Raw genomic sequence first — 16,730 nt, forward strand, 5'->3', positions numbered from 1 at the left:
GAACGGTGAACGCAACGGCGAGCCAAACCATGCGACCAATTCGATTCTCGGGCACGCGCGAGAAAAAACCCGGGGCCAGGTGGCCCCGGGTTCGAATTGGGTTGTCGGTCAGTCGGTCTCGGCCGTGGCCGCGCGCGTGTGCGGCGACTCGCCGAGATATTTGGCGCTGAGCCACCACGCCGCCTCGACCAGCACGATGCCGATCGCACCGCAGACGACGGCCGAGGTCGTCAGCGCCACGTTGGACGGATCGAGTTTGAAGAAGTGCCGGGTGAACGGGACCGAGAACAGGATCAGGTATCCCACAACGGAACCCACGATCAGCAGGATCTTCCACCAGTTCCACGGCCGCGCCACGATCGCCAGCACCCACACCGCGACGATCAGCAGCGTGATCAGCGCCGTCGTGCCCGCCTGCACCTTCGCGGTCTCCCCGGCGTCCGGTCCCTTGTACGCGATCAGGTAGGAGATGAACGTCATCACGCCGATCACCGTGCCCGACGGCACCGCCAAACGCATGACGCGCCCGACGAATCCGGTGCGGGCCCGCTCGTTGTTGGGGGCCAGCGACAGGATGAACGCCGGAATGCCGATGGTGAACCAGGCCGCGATCGTCACGTGCCGCGGCAGGAACGGATACCCGATCGCCTTGTAGCTGAAAATCTGTGATCCGATGCCGGCGATGCCGACCAGGAACGCCAGCACCACCGAGTACACGGTCTTGGTGAGGAACAGGTTGGAGACCCGCTCGATATTGCCGATGACCCGGCGGCCCTCGGCGACCACGTAGGGCAGCGTGGCGAACTTGTTGTCCAGCAGCACGATCTGCGCCACCGACCGGGTGGCCGGGCTGCCCGAACCCATGGCGACGCCGATGTCGGCGTCCTTGAGCGCGAGCACGTCGTTGACACCGTCGCCGGTCATGGCCACGGTGTGCCCGCGCGACTGCAACGCGGAGACCATGGCGCGCTTCTGGTCCGGCCGCACGCGTCCGAATACGGTCTTGTGGTCCAGCACATCCGCCAGCTCGTTCTGGTCGGTCGGCAGGGTACGCGCGTCCACCGCCTCCCCACCGCCGGTCAGGCCCAGCGAGGACGCGACCGCGCCGACCGACACCGCGTTGTCACCGGAGATGACCTTGGTCGAGACATGCTGGGAGGCGAAGTATTCCAGCGTCTCCTTGGCATCGGAGCGCACCTTCTGCTCCAGCACCACCAGTGCGGCGGGGGTCACCTGCCCGGGTGCGTCGGGCGCGTCCACCGGTTTGTCACTGCTGGCCAGCAGCAGCACGCGCAGCCCCTCGGCCCCGATTTCCTGTGCGGTGTCGGCGATTTCGGAGCCCGACTCCAGCAGCACGTCCGGCGCGCCCATCAGCCAGTTGCCGTGCTCACCGTAGGACATGCCGGACCACTTCTTGGCGGAGGAGAACGGCGCGACCCCGGTCGAGCGCCAGCCCGGCGCGTCCGGCAGCGCCTCCTTGATGGCGAGCACGGAGGCATTCGGTCGCGGATCGTCGGCGGCGAGCGCGGCCAGCACCTGACGTAGGGTGTTCTCGTCGTTGGGTCCTGCCCCGTCGGAGGTGACCGGCCGGATCTCGGCCAGCCGCATGCCGTTCTCGGTGAGCGTGCCGGTCTTGTCGGCGCACACCACGTCGACGCGGGCCAGCCCCTCGATGGCGGGCAGCTCCTGCACCAGGCACTTGCGCGCGCCCAGGCGCACCACGCCGACCGCGAAGGCGATGGAGGTCATCAGCACCAGGCCCTCGGGCACCATGGGCACCAGCGCCGCCACCATGCCGTTGACCGCCGGCCGCCAGGATTCCTTGGACGACACCAGCTGGTTGTAGATCGACAGCAGGCCCGCCGGAATCAGCAGGTAGGTAATGACTTTCAGAATGGTGTCGATACCGCTGCGCAGCTCGGACTTCACCAGCGTGAACTTGCTGGCCTCGTCGGCGAGCTTGGCGGCGTAGGCGTCCTTGCCGACCTTGGTGGCCCGGTAGGCGCCGCTGCCGGAGACCACGAAGCTGCCCGACATGATCTGCGCGTCAACGGTTTTGTCGATGGGGTCGGCCTCGCCGGTGAGCAGCGACTCGTCGACCTCGAGCAGTTCGGCCTCCACCACCTCGCCGTCGACGACGATCTGATCGCCGGGCCCGAGTTCGATGATGTCGTCGAGCACGATCTCCTGCGGGGACACCTCGACCGGTTTGCCCTCGCGGCGCACCACCGGTTTGGCCTGCCCGACGATGGCGAGCTTGTCCAGGGTGTTCTTGGCCCGGATCTCCTGGATGATGCCGACCGCGCTGTTGGCGATGATCAGCAGCCCGAACATGCCGTCGATGAGCGAACCGGTGGCGAGCACCAGCACGAACAGCACACCCAGAATGGCGTTGATCCGGGTGAAGACGTTCGCCCGGACGATCTCGGCGACCGACCGGCTGGCCCGTTCGGGCACATCGTTGGTGCGGCCGTCCCGCCGCCGCTGTTCCACCTCGTCGGCGGAGAGTCCCAGCGCGGGGGGACTGGGTGGACTAGCTGCCTGCGCAGTAATCGACATGCCCTCCACAGTAAAGGGCGATCAAAGAAACTGGACCGTAGCTGGTGGGCACGCGCCGGAGAGTGATGCAGGGATCATCGGATGTATCGGGTGTCGGCGGAGTCCTTGCGCGGGCTAACGTGATCGGGTGACCGAAGTACCCGGGGATGCCAACGCAGCGGTCGAACTGGCCCGGCCCGATCGGCCGGCCTCGCACGGAACTCGCGATTCGGGGATCGCCTTCGGCGTCGGCGCGTATTTCCTGTGGGGGCTGTTCCCCGCCTTCTTCGGCCTGCTGTCCTTCGCGAGCGCGGGGGAGGTGCTCGCCGAGCGGATTCTCTGGACGCTGGTGGTGTCGCTGCTGGCGATGCTGGTGGCCGGGCGGATCGGCGAGTTGCGGCGCATCGACGCCCGGACCTGGCGCTTGGCGGCGGTCGCGTCGGCGGCGATCTCCCTGAACTGGGGCACCTACGTGTACGGGGTCATCTCGCATCACGTGGTCGAATGCGCGCTCGGCTATTTCATCAACCCGTTGGTCACGGTGGCCTTCGGTGTGTTGATCTTCCGCGAGAAGCTGCGGGCGCCGCAGTGGGTCGCGCTCGCGCTGGGCGCGGCCGCGGTCATCGTGATCACCGTCGACTACGGGCGGCCGCCGTGGATCGCGCTCGTGCTGGCCTGTTCGTTCGCCACCTACGGTCTGGTCAAGAAGGTGATCCGGCTCGACGCCCTGCCGGGTCTGGCCGCGGAGGGCCTGGCCGCCGCGCCGTTCGCGCTGATCGCCGTGATCGTCATCGCCGTCACCGGCCACGCGACCTTCGGTGCGTCCCTGCCGCATACCGGCCTGCTCATGCTGACCGGTCCCGTCACCCTGGTGCCGCTGGTGTTGTTCGCCCTGGCCGCGCCGCGAGTGCCGTTGTCCACCATGGGAATTCTGCAATATCTGACGCCCGCGTTGCAGCTGACCTGGGGTGTCGCGGTGGGCCACGAACCCATGCCCGCCTTCCGCTGGGCCGGTTTCGCGCTGATCTGGCTGGCCCTGGCCATCTTCACCGGGGACGCGTTGCGGCGCTCGCGCCGGAAATAGCGGGACCGCACACCCCCTCATGTGGTGTGCGGTCCGCCGGGGCCGGTCAGGGCTGGCGCGCGCCCTGGGCCTTCTCCACGAATTCGTTGGTGTAGGTGGCGTTCAGGTCGATGCGGTCACGGACCGGGGACACATTGCGCGAGTACTGACCGAGAATGCGCAGCACGTTCTCCGCCCCTTCGCGTTTCATCAACCCGTCACCGTTGAACATGCTGATCGAGTCGGCGATGGACTTGACGTAGAGCTTCGGATCGCCGCCCGCGTACTGGCTGGGCATCTTGGCCGCGATCTCCTCGGGGGTGTGGGTCTTGATCCACCGCAACGTTCCGGCGAAGGCGTTGGCCAGTTTCTGCACGATGTCGGGATGGTTCGCGACGGTCTCGCAGCGCATGTACAGCGACGCGGCCGGATACAGTCCGCCCAGTGCCCCTCGGGTGCCCTGTTCGTTGCGCATGTCGACCAGTACCCGGGCGTCGCCGGAGGTCACCATCTTGGCGACGGTCGGGTCGGTGGTCATGCCGGCGTCGATGCCGTTGTGGTTCATGCCCGCGATGAAGGTCTGTCCCGCACCGACTTTCACCCGCGTGTAGTCGGAGGTGCCGAGTCCGGCCTGCCCGGCCAGCGCCTGGGTGAGGAAGTCGGTGGAGGAGCCCAGCGAGGTGACGCCCAGATTGCGGCCCCGGAAGTCCTTGGGGGACTTGATGGTCTCGGCGTCCTGCTTGGACACCAGCTCTACTTCGCCGGGCACGTCGGCGAATTGCACGACCGTTTTCAGGCACTGGTCCTTGGCCTGCAGGTCGATGGTGTGGTCGTAGAATCCGACCACGGCCTGCACGTCGCCGGTGAGCAGGGCGGTCTCGGCGGTCGCGCCGGACTGCTCGCCCAGCAGCCGCACGTCGATGTCGTTGGCGCGGAACAGGCCCAGCTTCTCGGTGAGCATGGCCGGCAGATAGATGACCTTCTCCAGGCCGCCCACCATGATGGTGATCTGCGGCCGCCCGCCGCTGGTCGGGATGGTGCGGGAGTCGCGGCAGCCGGTGACCAGCAGCAGTGAGGCGACGGCCAGCAGGATCAGCGCGAGGTGCTTGCGGTATCTCATGGCTCAGATCCCGTGGCCCGACGACGCCTGGGACGGACGCCATTTCAGCAGCCGGTTCTCCGCCACGCCGATCAGCCATTCCGCGACCAGCGCCACCACGGTGATGATGATCATGCCCGCGTAGATGCCGGCGGCGTCGAAGGTGCCCTGCGCATTGCTGATCAGCAGTCCCAAACCCTTGCTGGCTCCGGCGTATTCGCCGACCACCGCGCCGATCAGCGCGAAGCCGAAGGCGGTGTGCAGCGAGGACAGAATCCAGGTGGTGGCGCTGGGCAGCACGATGGAGCCGAGCACCTGCCGCCGCGTCGCGCCCAGAATCCGCGCATTATCGATGACATTGCCGTCCACTTCGCGAGCGCCGGTGAAGGCGTTGAAGAAGACCGCGAAGAACACCAGCACCACCACGGTCGCCACCTTGGACTGCAGGCCCAGGCCGAACCAGATGATGAACAGCGAGGCCAGCACGATGCGGGGAACCGCGTTGAGCGCCTTGATGAACGGGGCCAGCACATCCGCCCAGTAGCGGGAACGACCCAGCAGCACACCCAGTACGACACCGGCGACGGTGCCGATGGCGAAGCCCAGCACGGCCTCCTGCACGGTGGTGTACAGCTGCAGCCAGATGGAGCCGAACTGTGTTCCCTCGCTGAACCATTCGACCAGCCGGTCCCAGATGAGCGACGGCTTGGAGTAGAAGAACGGGTCGATCCAGTAGGTGGCGGTGAGTTCCCACGCGCCCAGCCAGAGCACCACGATCAGGGTGCGCAGGCCCCAGGTGCGGATCTTGTCACGGCGGGCGTTGGCGCGCACCCGCGCGAGGATCTGCTCCTCGGTCTCGACCTCGAACTCCGGTGCGGTGGAAGCGGTTTCCCGGATGGCATCTGCCGCGGTGGTCTCAAGCGACACTGGCCGCTCCCTTCGTGCGGGCCGCCTCGACCTGATCGCGCAGCGTTTCCCAGATTTCCTTGTAGAGGTCGCGGAATTCCTCGGTGAGGCGGACTTCCTCGACATTGCGCGGGCGCTCCAGGGTGACCCGGAAATCGCCGCACACGGTGGCGGGGGAGGCGGTCATGACCACCACCCGGTCGGCCAGGGCGATGGCCTCCTCCAGATCGTGGGTCACGAAGATGACCGCGGCCCTGCGGTTTTCCCGGCCCGCCGCGTCCGTCCCGGACCACACCCGCAGCAGTTCGTCCTGCATGAGCTGGCGGGTCTGCACGTCCAGGGCGCTGAACGGCTCGTCCATGAGGATGATCTCGGGGTCGTTGACGAGCGTCTGCGCCAGCGCCACCCGCTTGCGCATACCGCCGGAGAGCTGATGCGGGTAGTAGTTCTCGAACCCGGCCAGCCCGACCGTGCGCACCCAGCGGGCCGCCCGGTCGCGGGCCTCGGCCTTGCCGACGCCCCGGAACTTCGGGCCCAGCGCCACATTGTCGAGCACCGACTTCCACGGCAGCACGGCGTCCTGCTGGAACATGTAGCCGACACCCTCGGGAATGCCGCGAACATCCGTGCCGCGCACCAGGGTTCGTCCCGCCGAGGCGGGCTCGAGACCGGAGACCAGCGACAGCGTGGTGGACTTGCCGCAGCCGGTGGGGCCGACGACGGCGACGAATTCGCCGGCCGCGACGGTGAAGTTCAGATCCCGTACGGCGGTGTGGATGCCGCCGTTGTTGCCCGGGAACCGCTTGGTCGCACCGCGCAGTTCGATCAAAGGCGCGTCACTGCGCTCAGTGGTCGTTGTGCTCATTACCGCTCCTGTTTTCGTGCCGCCGCTGCGGCGTTGGACCGAAGCTACGTGTGCCGGGTCACATGTCGTCCGGTTGTGCGCGCAAGTCACACAAGCGACGATTCGACCGTTTTGCGCATTCTGCTCATGGGTTTGCGGGCCGTTGTCTACACTGTCGGCCGTGTTCTCGCTCGGCCCCCGCTCCGTCCGTCTCCGGACCCAGATCCTGCTGTTGCAGATCGCGGTGGTGGGCTTGGCCCTCGGCCTGGCGTTCGGGGTCTTCGCCTATACGAGCGGCCAGCGGTTGTCGGGTGAGTACGGGCAGCGCGCCCTCGCCATCGCCCGCACCGTCGCCGCGGACCTGGAGGTCCGCGCGGAGGTCGCGCGCTACGCGGGCACCGCACTGCGGCCCGGCCCGGGTCTGAAGGACGAACTCGCGCACGGCGAGCTCGAGCGCGTCGCCGACGACGCCCGCATGCGCACCGACGCGTTGTTCGTGGTGATCACCGACGACGCGGGCATCCGGCTCGCGCATCCGGACCGCGACCGGCTCGGCGAGATGGTCAGCACCGACCCCACCAAGGCGCTCGGCGGCACCGAGTACGTCATTCGGGAACACGGCACGCTGGGGGAGTCGGTGCGCGCCAAGGTGCCGGTGTTCGCGCCCAATGGCGAATCGGTGGCCGGTGAAGTGAGCGTGGGCATTTCGACGGCCGCGGTGCGTGATCGACTGCTGAGCGATCTGCGCCGGGCCGGCCTGCTGATCGGCGGCGCGCTGCTGGCCGGCATCGCTGGATCGATTTTGCTGGCTCGTCGCTGGCATGGGCTCACGCTGGGTCTGGAACCGTCGGATCTGGCGGATCTGGTCCGCGAGCAGGACGCGGTGCTGCACGGCATCGGCGAAGGCGTGGTCGCCGTGGACGCGAAATCCCGGGTCACCGTCGTCAACGACGAGGCCCGCCGGTTGCTCGGCATCGACCCGGAGCCGGGCCGCGACGTCGAGTCGATCGGCCTGACTCCCCGTGTGCTGCAAGCCTTCCGGACCGCCGACGGCCGGCCGGTGCAGGCCGCGGTCGGGGAGCGCATCGTGGTGGTCACCGCCCGCACCGTCACCCGCGATCACCGTGCCCTGGGCGCGGTCCTGTCCGTCCGCGACCGCACCGACGTCGAATCCCTCACCCGCCAACTGGATGCCGTCTCCTCCATGAGCACCGTCCTGCGCGCCCAGCGTCACGAATTCGCCAACCGCCTGCACCTGCTCAACGGCCTGCTGCACACCGGCCGCCCCGACGAGGCCGCCCGCTACCTCGAAGAACTCCTCGGCTCCGGCCCGCTGGGCGCGGCCCTGCCCGGCATCGACGCCATCCGCGACCCCTACCTGCAAGCCTTCCTCTCCGCCAAGGCCGCCCACGCCCGCGAACAGGGCGTCCACCTCCGCCTCGGCCCCAACACCTGGGTCGACGCGAATCTGACCGCCCCCGTGGACGTCACGACCGTCCTGGGCAACCTCGTCGACAACGCCGTCGACGCCGCATCGGGTGACCGCTCCGAGCCGGTGGTCGAGGTCGAACTGGTGCGGGACGGGGAGACGCTGCACATCGTGGTGGCCGACGGTGGTGGCGGCGTAGTGCCCGAGGTGAGGGATTCGTTGTTCGCCGAAGGCGTTTCGACCAAGGCCGGCGGCGGCCCGGGCGGGCGCGGACTCGGGCTGGCGCTGGCGCGGCAGGTGGCGCGGGCGCGCGGCGGTGAGGTGCGGCTGGCGGATCCCGGTGGTGCAGCCGGAGGCGAGAAGCCTTTGCGGGGAGCGGAATTCATTGCCCGGATGCCGGGTGTGCTATCGGAACAGGAGGCGGTGTGGGCCGCGGAGAGCTGAGCGTGCTGGTCGTCGACGACGACTTTCGCGTGGCCAATATGCATGCCGGAATCGTGTCGGCGCTCCCGGGATTCACGGTGGGCGCGACGGTGAGCAGCCTGGCGGCGGCCCGGAAAGCCCTCGCCGAACAGGATTTCGACCTGGCGCTGGTGGATGTGTACCTGCCGGACGGCTCGGGGGTGGAGCTGGTGCGCGAGCTCCGCTGCGACGCCATGATGCTCACCGCCGCAACGGAATCGGCAACGATCCGAGCCGCGATCACGGCCGGCGCGTTCGGATATCTGGTCAAGCCGTTCGACCACGCCGCACTCGCCGCCCGGCTGGCCGGATACGCCCGCTACCGCCGCCTGCTCGAGGCCCCGGAGGTGACCGCCGGCGACGTCGATGCCGCACTGCTGGCCCTGCGCCCGGCCGCACCCGCGGCCGCCGCAGCACCCGGCCCGGTCGCCGCCTCCCCGACGAAAGACCTGGTCCTGCAAGCCGTTCGCGAGTCCGCCACCCCAATGTCCGCCGCCCAGATCGCGTCCGCCATCGGCATCTCCCGCGCCACCGCCCAGCGCTACCTGGCCAACCTGGTCGGCCTGGGCGACCTGCGCATGCAACTGCGCTACGGCAGCACCGGCCGCCCCGAACAGGAGTACTCCGCACCCCGCCCCCGGAGGCTGTGACCGTCCGCACACGGGGCTTGGCGAAGTCGCGGAAAAATGGCTACCGTCGATCCCGTGGCGGTGCTCCTGTCGGCCGACTTGTACCGGTCCAGGGTCGGGATCGCCACGAGTACAGGAGAATTCCTATCACTATCCAGTTCAACCACACCATCGTCGCGTGCCGCGACAATCGAGTCTCCGCCGAATTCTGGGCGGACATTCTGGGGCTGGCGGTGGGCACGCCGTACGGTCCGTTCCTACCGCTCGTGGTCGGCAATGGCGTCACCTTCGATTTCGCCACTCTGCCACCGGGTTTCGAGGGTGAGCCGCAACCGCAGCATTACGCCTTCCTGGTGTCCGAGGACGAATTCGACGCCGCCTACGACAAGATCAAGCGATACGGTCTGACCTATTGGGCCGATCCGCGTCAGCAGGGCGTCAACCAGGTCAACCACAATGACGGCGGCCGGGGGATCTATTTCCTCGATCCCGTCGGCCACTATCTGGAGTTGATCACCGTCCCGTACGGTGGCTGGCCCGCGTAATCCCTACGCGGACACCGCGACTCCCAGCGACAGGAAGCCCCACGGCTTCGGTCCGTCCTGCTGGTAGTAGCGGTCGATCTCGCGGATCTCGAAACCCGCGCCTTCGACCAGTCCAGGAATATCGCGGTTGAGGTGGCAGCCACCGGCCAGCGCCTTCTGCACGGGGTTCAGCCGGTGCTGCCATTTCACGATGTTCGCATCGGGGGCGAGGCCGTGTTCGACGAAATGAAAAGTGCCGCCGGGCACCAGGACTCGGCGCACCTCGGCGAGCGCGGCCTCGACATCCGGAATGGTGCACAGCGTCCAGGTCGACAGCGCGGAATCGAAACTGTCGTCCGCGAACGGCAGCCGCTGCCCGTCCAGCCCGGAACGTTCCACCGGAATGCTGGACGCGGCCACCCGCTCGGCGGCCAGCTGCCAGCCGCGATCGGCCGGTTCGACCGCGCTCACCGACTTCACCGCCTCCGGATAGAACGGGACATTGCGCCCGGAGCCGAAGCCGATCTCGAGCACCCGCCCGTGCAGCCCGGCGCAGGTCCGCGTGCGTTCCGGATTCAGCAGCTTGGTCCCGCAGCACAGGTCGACGAGCCTGGGCACGACCCGATCTTCGTAGATTCCCACCACACCACTCTTTCAAGCGAAACGGTCACACGCCATGCGTGCTCGAGAAGGCCACGAGCCCACCGCCGCGGCGGTTCAGTGCGCCGGCGGGAAACGCTGGGTCAGCCAGCCGGTGACGAAGGTCAGCACCTGCGGATCGATGGTGGTCTCGATCGTGGCGTACTCCTGCGGGCTGCCCGTGCCGGCCGGCTGCATCAGATGGTTGAGCCCGTCGAAGACGTGCACGGTGGCATCCGGGTCACCGGCCAGCAGCGCGCGCGCCGGACCTTCGCTCTGCGCGGCCGGCACCTGCAGATCCTTGGTGCCGTAGAAGGCCAGCACCGGCACCCGCAGCGCCGACAGCGCCGGCGCCGGATCGTAGCCGACGAGCGCGGCCATGTACGGCGTCACCAGCGCGTCGATGTCCTCCTCCGAGAGCCTCTTGTCGGCGGGCAGCTCGTCATTGTGCTGGCGCACATAGGTCTTGGCGGCCTCGAGATCGCCCTTGGTCAGCAAGGTGGACAGGGTGGAGGAGAACGCGACCTGCTTGTCGACCTCCTCGGGCGTCGCGCCCTGCGCGGTGAGGATCAGGCGGTTCTGTTCCACCAGCACATCCGAACCGGGCACCGCGGGCCCGGCCATCATGATCACGAAGGCGACGCCGCTGTCGGGCCGCGACGCGTAGAGCGGGCCGAGATAGCCGCCCTCGCTGTGCCCGAGCAGGCCGATGCGTTTGGCGTCGATCTCGGAACGCCCGTGCAGGAACGTCATTCCCGCGGCGATATCGTCGGTGAGGTCCTGATAGCTGGCGGTGTCGAGGTTCCCGCCGGTCTTGCCGACGCCGCGCTTGTCGGTGCGCAGCACCGCGTACCCGGCGCGGGTGAGGGTGTCGGCCAGCAGCAGGAACGGCTTGTGGCCGAGGATCTCCTCGTTGCGGTCGTTGGGGCCGCTGCCGTTGATCAGCACCACGGTCGGGAACGGGCCGCCGGTAGCGGGTTCGGTCAGCGTCCCGGCGATGGTGAGGGCGCCGCTGGGGTAGCTGACGTCCTCGGACTTGTACGGGAACGGCGGCTTGGGTTCCTGCGGACGCGGCGGCCCCTCGACCTTGCCGCGGGTCATGTTCAGCGGGAAGCCCTGGCCGTTCTGGGTGAACGTCCCCTGGATGCTGTCCGTGGCCTTATTGTATTTGCCCTGGTACGAGGGATTTCCGGGGATCTTGGTGACCGTCCAGGACACGCCGTCGGCATCCGCCTTCACATTGCTGAGCGCCTTGTCCTGAATGCCCTGCACCGGAATGTCGACGGTGGCCTTGGCGTCCGGCGCGAAGCTCACCCCCACGGCCAGCGGATGGTCGGGAATCTCGATGGTGCCGTGGAAATCCCCGGTCACCGGGGGCGGAGCGGTCGCCTGCGGCGACGACGAGCACCCTGTCACCAGGGCGACGACGGCGAACCCAGCCAGCAGCACCGACCGCAGCGTACGCATGACGCCAGCCTACGCACCTCGCCGGAGGTAACGAGCCCATCCCGAACCGGACACTCGAAATAACCACTGCGGCAAGGCCGATAACTCTCCCGATCCGATCATTGCCCGGCGTCACCTTGCGCTCGTACCGTGTACAAGGTGAGCAATGACGCTTCCTCCGCCGGTCGCGGCGAGCTACCCGCCACGGTGCGGGGCTTCGCGAGCGCCGAATTCGGCCCCCTGGTACGTACTTTCGCGCGGCTGACCGGCGGTCACCCGGGCGCCGGCGGGGCACTGTCGGTGCACCTGCGCGGGGAACCGCTGGTCGAGATCTGGACCGGCGAGGCCGCGCCCGGGCGGCCCTGGGACGCCGACACCGGCTCCATCGTCTTCTCCGCCACCAAGGGTCTGGCCGCCACCGTCATCCACCGGCTCGCCGATCGCGGGCTCATCGACTACGACGCGCCGGTCGCCGCCTACTGGCCCGAATTCGCGGCCAATGGCAAGGAGCGAATCACGGTGCGGCAGCTGCTGTCCCACCGGGCCGGGCTCTACGGACTGCCCGCCATCGCGCGCGGCCTCGACGACATCCTCGATCACCGGCTGATGGAAACGCAGCTGGCGGCCGCGAAACCGGATCATCTGCTGGGGATTCCGACCTATCACGCGCTGACCTACGGCTGGCTGCTGGCCGGGCTGGCGCGCGCGGTCACCGGGCGCGGCATGGGCGAGCTGTTCCGCACCGAGATCGCCGAACCGCTGGGCACCGAGGGCATCCACCTGGGGCTGCCGCCGGCCGGCTCACCCACCAGTGCGGCTGTGCTGCAGGGCAACAAGCTCGCGCTGGTCGGCACCAGCTACATCTCGCTGATGCTGGGCCGGGCCTACGGGCTGCCCGGCGCCCTGGGCGCGGCCTGCCGCGCGCTGTTCCTGCCCGGCCTCGACCAGCTGCTCGAAGGCGACGAGCCGCCCATCCTGGCGACCGAACTCGCCGCCGGCAACGGCGTCTGCACCGCGGCCGGGCTGGCCACCGTCTACGGCGCGCTCGCCAACGGCGGCATGCACCGCGGCCACCGCTTCCTGTCGCCGCGGACCATCGCGGCCATGCAGCACGTGGAGACCTATCAGCTCGATCGCGCGCTGTTCTACATCCCGATGATGTGGCGCATGGGTTATCACTCGCTGCCGGTGCCGGGCGCGCGAGCGGGCTTCGGGCACATTGGATTGGGCGGATCGTTCGGCTGGGCCGATCCGCGCCAAGGGCTTTCGGTCGGCTTCGTGCACAACCGGCTCGGCATCGGCGCGGTGAGCCTGGACCAGATCGCGTCGGCATGGGTGCTGCCGCTGGTGGTGCGGGGCGCGAACGCGACGCGTCGCACCACCGCCCATGTCGAGCCCGCGGCGGCCTGAGTTCGGGCCAGAAGCATGCCGGAATGCCGGGTGCGGTGACGTTCGCCACGACACGCGGAGGCCGCCACGCCGATCTTGTGTTCCGGCGCCGCGTGGCTTCGAAACCTGTCGTGGGTGGCGCTTAAGATGTCCGGGTGTCAGCCTCGTCGGGATCATTCGTCCATCTCCACAATCACACCGAGTACTCGATGCTCGACGGCGCGGCGAAGATCACGCCCTTGTTCAAAGAGGCGACCCGGCTGGGCATGACCGCCGTCGGCATGTCCGACCACGGCAATATGTACGGCGCGTCGGAGTTCTACAACTCCGCCAAGAAGCAGGGCATCAAGCCGATCATCGGCATCGAGGCGTACATCGCGCCGGAGTCCCGGTTCAACACCAAGCGCGTGCTGTGGGGTGACCCGTCGCAGAAGAGCGACGACGTCTCCGGTTCGGGTTCCTACACCCACATGACCATGGTCGCCGAGAACGCGACCGGTCTGCGCAATCTGTTCAAGCTGTCGAGCCTGGCCTCGATCGAGGGTCAGCTCGGCAAGTGGGCGCGCATGGACGCCGACATCATCGCCGAGCACGCCGAGGGCATCATCGCCACCACCGGCTGCCCGTCGGGCGAGGTGCAGACCCGGTTGCGGCTGGGCCACGAGCGCGAGGCGCTCGAGGCGGCGGCCAAGTGGCAGGAGATCTTCGGGCCGGAGAATTTCTTCCTCGAGGTGATGGATCACGGCCTGTCCATCGAACGCCGGGTGCGCGAGGGCCTGCTCGAGGTCGGCAAGAAGCTGGGCATTCCGCCGCTGGCCACCAACGACTGCCACTACGTGCACGAGCACGACGCGGGCAATCACGAAGCGCTGCTGTGCATTCAGACCGGCAAGACGCTCTCGGATCCGACCCGCTTCAAGTTCGACGGCTCCGGCTACTACCTCAAGTCCGCCGAGGAGATGCGCGCGATCTGGGACGCGGAGGTCCCCGACGCCTGCGACAACACCGTGCTGATCGGTGAGCGCGTGCAGTCCTACGACGACGTGTGGGAGCACCGCGACCGGATGCCGATCTTCCCGGTGCCCGAGGGCGAGACCCAGGCCAGCTGGCTGCGCAAGGAGGTCATGCGCGGCCTGGACCGGCGTTTCCCCAACGGCGTTCCGGCCGAATACTTCACGCGCGCCGACTACGAGATCGGCGTCATCAACGAGATGGGCTTCCCGGCCTACTTCCTCATCGTCGCCGATCTCATCACCTACGCGCGCTCGGTCGGCATCAATGTCGGTCCGGGCCGTGGTTCGGCGGCCGGCTCGCTGGTCGCCTACGCCATGGGCATCACGAACATCGACCCGATTCCGCACGGTCTGCTGTTCGAGCGCTTCCTCAATCCCGAGCGCGTGTCCATGCCCGATATCGATATCGACTTCGACGATCGCCGCCGCGGTGAGATGGTCCGCTACGCCACCGAGAAGTGGGGCAGCGACCGCGTCGCCCAGGTGATCACCTTCGGTACGATTAAAACCAAAGCGGCGCTGAAGGATTCGGCCCGCGTGCAGTTCGGCCAGCCCGGGTTCGCCATCGCCGATCAGATCTCCAAGGCGCTGCCGCCGCCGATCATGGCCAAGGACATTCCGCTCTCGGGCATCATGGATCCCGAGCACGAGCGGTACAAGGAAGCCGCCGAGGTTCGTGAGCTCATCAATACGAATCCGGACGTCAACAAGATCTACGAGACCGCGCGCGGCCTGGAAGGTCTGATCCGCAACGCCGGTGTGCACGCGTGCGCGGTGATCATGTCCTCCGAGCCGCTGACCGATGCCATCCCGGTGTGGAAGCGCGCGCAGGACGGCGCCATCATCACCGGCTGGGACTATCCGTCGTGTGAGGCCATCGGCCTGTTGAAGATGGACTTCCTGGGTCTGCGCAACCTCACCGTCATCGGTGACTGCCTGCAGAACATGAAGGCCAACCGCGGCATCGACCTGGATCTGGACACGCTGCCGCTGGAAGACACCGCCACCTACGAATTGCTCGCGCGCGGTGACACTCTCGGCGTGTTCCAGCTCGACGGCGGCGCCATGCGCGATCTGCTGCGCCGCATGCAGCCCACCGGCTTCGAGGACATCGTCGCCGTGCTCGCGCTGTATCGCCCGGGTCCGATGGGCATGAACGCCCACAACGACTACGCCGACCGCAAGAACGGGCGGCAAGAGGTCAAGCCGATTCACCCCGAATTGGAAGAGCCGCTCAAAGACATCCTGCGTGATACCTACGGCCTGATCGTGTATCAGGAGCAGATCATGCAGATCGCGCAGAAGGTCGCAGGCTACTCGCTGGGTCGAGCCGATATTCTGCGCCGCGCCATGGGCAAGAAGAAGGCGTCCGTGCTGGAGGCCGAATTCGAGGGCTTCGAAGCGGGCATGCTGGCCAACGGCTTCACCAAGCCCGCCATCAAGGCCCTGTGGGACACCATTCTTCCGTTCGCCGGCTACGCGTTCAACAAATCGCATGCCGCCGGCTACGGTCTGGTGTCGTTCTGGACCGCCTACCTCAAGGCCAACTATCCCGCCGAGTACATGGCCGGTCTGCTCACCTCCGTCGGTGACGACAAGGACAAGGCCGCCGTCTACCTGGCCGACTGCCGCCGCCTGGGCATCCAGGTGTTGCCGCCCGACGTCAACGAGTCCGAACTCGAATTCGCCTCGGTGGGCAACGACATTCGCTTCGGCATGGGCGCGGTGCGCAATGTCGGCGCGAACGTGGTGGCCTCGATCATTCAGGCGCGCAAGGAGAAGTCGAAGTTCACCGACTTCTCCGACTACCTCAACAAGATCGACGCCATCGCCTGCACCAAGAAGGTCACCGAATCCCTCATCAAGGCAGGCGCTTTCGACTCGCTCGGGCATCCGCGCAAGGGCCTGATGCTGGTGCACTCCGATGCCATCGACGCGGTCATGTCGACCAAGAAGGCCGAGGCCATCGGCCAGTTCGACCTGTTCGGCGGCCTCGACGAGGGCGACGAGTCGATCGCCAGCGTCTTCAATGTGAAGGTCCCCGACGAGGAGTGGGAGACCAAGCACAAGCTCGCCCTGGAGCGGGAGATGCTGGGCCTGTACGTGTCCGGGCATCCGCTCAACGGCGTCGAGCACGTGCTGGCCGCCCAGTCCGACACCCAGATCCCGGCCATTCTCGAGGGCGACGTCAAGGACGGCGCGCAGGTCACCATCGGCGGCATCTTCGCCAATGTGACCCGGCGCGTGAACAAGAACGGCCTGCCGTGGGCGTCGGCGCAGCTCGAGGATCTCAGCGGCGGCATCGAGGTGCTGTTCTTCCCGCAGTCCTACTCGGTGTACGGCATGGACGTCACCGAGGACGCCATCGTGCTGGTGAAGGCTCGGGTCAGCGCTCGCGACGACCGCGTCTCGCTCATCGCCAACGACCTTGTGGTGCCGGATCTTTCGTCGATCGGCGTGGACAAGCCGGTCTCGGTGGTGATCCCGACCCGGCTGTGCACGCCCGACAAGATCGGTGAGCTCAAGCGGGTGCTCAACCGCCATCCGGGCACCGCGGACGTGCACATCCGCCATGTCGGCTCCCGTGATCGCACCACCACCCTCAAAGTGGCCGACAATCTGCGGGTTTCGCCGTCCTCGGCGCTCATGGGCGACCTCAAGGCGCTGCTCGGTCCGGGCTGCCTGGGCAGCTGAGGCGGTGTGCCGTCCAGGGCGGCAGTCGTTTTCGCGCGGCGTGGGCCGACCGTCG

12 protein-coding genes are annotated in these 16,730 nt (G+C 67.8%); 6 read left to right on the top strand and 6 right to left on the bottom strand.

The window, feature by feature from the left end; translation table 11 throughout:
- Window positions 1–108: 108 nt before the first annotated feature.
- Complete coding sequence (locus D7D52_RS19165) at window positions 109–2,559, bottom strand: cation-translocating P-type ATPase (RefSeq protein WP_120744254.1); 2,451 nt, start codon at window positions 2,557–2,559, stop codon at window positions 109–111.
- Between the two features lie 166 nt (window positions 2,560–2,725).
- Between D7D52_RS19165 and rarD the strand changes: the two genes are divergently transcribed.
- Window positions 2,726–3,622 (top strand): EamA family transporter RarD, encoded by an 897-nt coding sequence (rarD, locus tag D7D52_RS19170; RefSeq protein WP_120744255.1) that lies wholly within the window; start codon window positions 2,726–2,728, stop codon window positions 3,620–3,622.
- 46 nt (window positions 3,623–3,668) lie between these two features.
- Here the strand turns inward: rarD and D7D52_RS19175 are convergent, their stop codons facing one another.
- Genes D7D52_RS19175 through D7D52_RS19185 form a run of 3 tightly spaced genes read right to left on the bottom strand, consistent with a single transcriptional unit; the run spans window position 3,669 to window position 6,471 of the window.
- Entirely contained in the window at window positions 3,669–4,721 is a 1,053-nt protein-coding gene (locus D7D52_RS19175; RefSeq protein ID WP_120738307.1) for an ABC transporter substrate-binding protein, read from the bottom strand.
- Between the two features lie 3 nt (window positions 4,722–4,724).
- The gene (locus D7D52_RS19180) at window positions 4,725–5,627 is read right to left on the bottom strand and encodes an ABC transporter permease (protein ID WP_162958406.1); all 903 of its coding nucleotides are present in this window, start codon (window positions 5,625–5,627) and stop codon (window positions 4,725–4,727) included.
- Window positions 5,617–6,471 carry an ABC transporter ATP-binding protein gene (locus tag D7D52_RS19185; RefSeq protein WP_120738312.1) on the bottom strand — a complete coding sequence of 285 codons (855 nt, stop codon included), beginning with the start codon at window positions 6,469–6,471 and terminating at the stop codon, window positions 5,617–5,619. The genes D7D52_RS19180 and D7D52_RS19185 overlap by 11 nt, the downstream gene beginning before the upstream one ends.
- 160 nt (window positions 6,472–6,631) lie before the next feature.
- On the opposite strand from D7D52_RS19185, the gene D7D52_RS19190 reads away from it, so the two are divergent.
- The 3 genes from D7D52_RS19190 to D7D52_RS19200 all read left to right on the top strand — a co-directional run bounded on the left by D7D52_RS19190 (window position 6,632) and on the right by D7D52_RS19200 (window position 9,515).
- Window positions 6,632–8,323, top strand: a complete 1,692-nt coding sequence (locus D7D52_RS19190; protein ID WP_246023155.1) for an ATP-binding protein — start codon at window positions 6,632–6,634, stop codon at window positions 8,321–8,323.
- Window positions 8,305–8,991 (top strand): response regulator, encoded by a 687-nt coding sequence (locus D7D52_RS19195; RefSeq protein WP_120738316.1) that lies wholly within the window; start codon window positions 8,305–8,307, stop codon window positions 8,989–8,991. The genes D7D52_RS19190 and D7D52_RS19195 overlap by 19 nt, the downstream gene beginning before the upstream one ends.
- Before the next feature lie 125 nt (window positions 8,992–9,116).
- Window positions 9,117–9,515 (top strand): VOC family protein, encoded by a 399-nt coding sequence (locus D7D52_RS19200; RefSeq protein ID WP_120744256.1) that lies wholly within the window; start codon window positions 9,117–9,119, stop codon window positions 9,513–9,515.
- Window positions 9,516–9,518: 3 nt separating this feature from the next.
- On the opposite strand, the gene D7D52_RS19205 is transcribed toward D7D52_RS19200, so the two are convergent.
- Window positions 9,519–10,136 carry a class I SAM-dependent methyltransferase gene (locus tag D7D52_RS19205; RefSeq protein WP_120744257.1) on the bottom strand — a complete coding sequence of 206 codons (618 nt, stop codon included), beginning with the start codon at window positions 10,134–10,136 and terminating at the stop codon, window positions 9,519–9,521.
- A 75-nt stretch (window positions 10,137–10,211) separates the two neighbouring features.
- Entirely contained in the window at window positions 10,212–11,600 is a 1,389-nt protein-coding gene (locus D7D52_RS19210) for an alpha/beta fold hydrolase (RefSeq protein WP_120738318.1), read from the bottom strand.
- Window positions 11,601–11,738: 138 nt separating this feature from the next.
- Between D7D52_RS19210 and D7D52_RS19215 the strand changes: the two genes are divergently transcribed.
- Both D7D52_RS19215 and dnaE read left to right on the top strand, forming a co-directional pair.
- Window positions 11,739–12,989, top strand: a complete 1,251-nt coding sequence (locus D7D52_RS19215) for a serine hydrolase domain-containing protein (RefSeq protein ID WP_120744258.1) — start codon at window positions 11,739–11,741, stop codon at window positions 12,987–12,989.
- A 134-nt stretch (window positions 12,990–13,123) separates the two neighbouring features.
- Window positions 13,124–16,675, top strand: a complete 3,552-nt coding sequence (gene dnaE / locus D7D52_RS19220; protein WP_120738320.1) for a DNA polymerase III subunit alpha — start codon at window positions 13,124–13,126, stop codon at window positions 16,673–16,675.
- The last annotated feature ends 55 nt before the right edge of the window (window positions 16,676–16,730 follow it).

Source organism: Nocardia yunnanensis (assembly GCF_003626895.1).
Lineage (GTDB): Bacteria > Actinomycetota > Actinomycetes > Mycobacteriales > Mycobacteriaceae > Nocardia > Nocardia yunnanensis.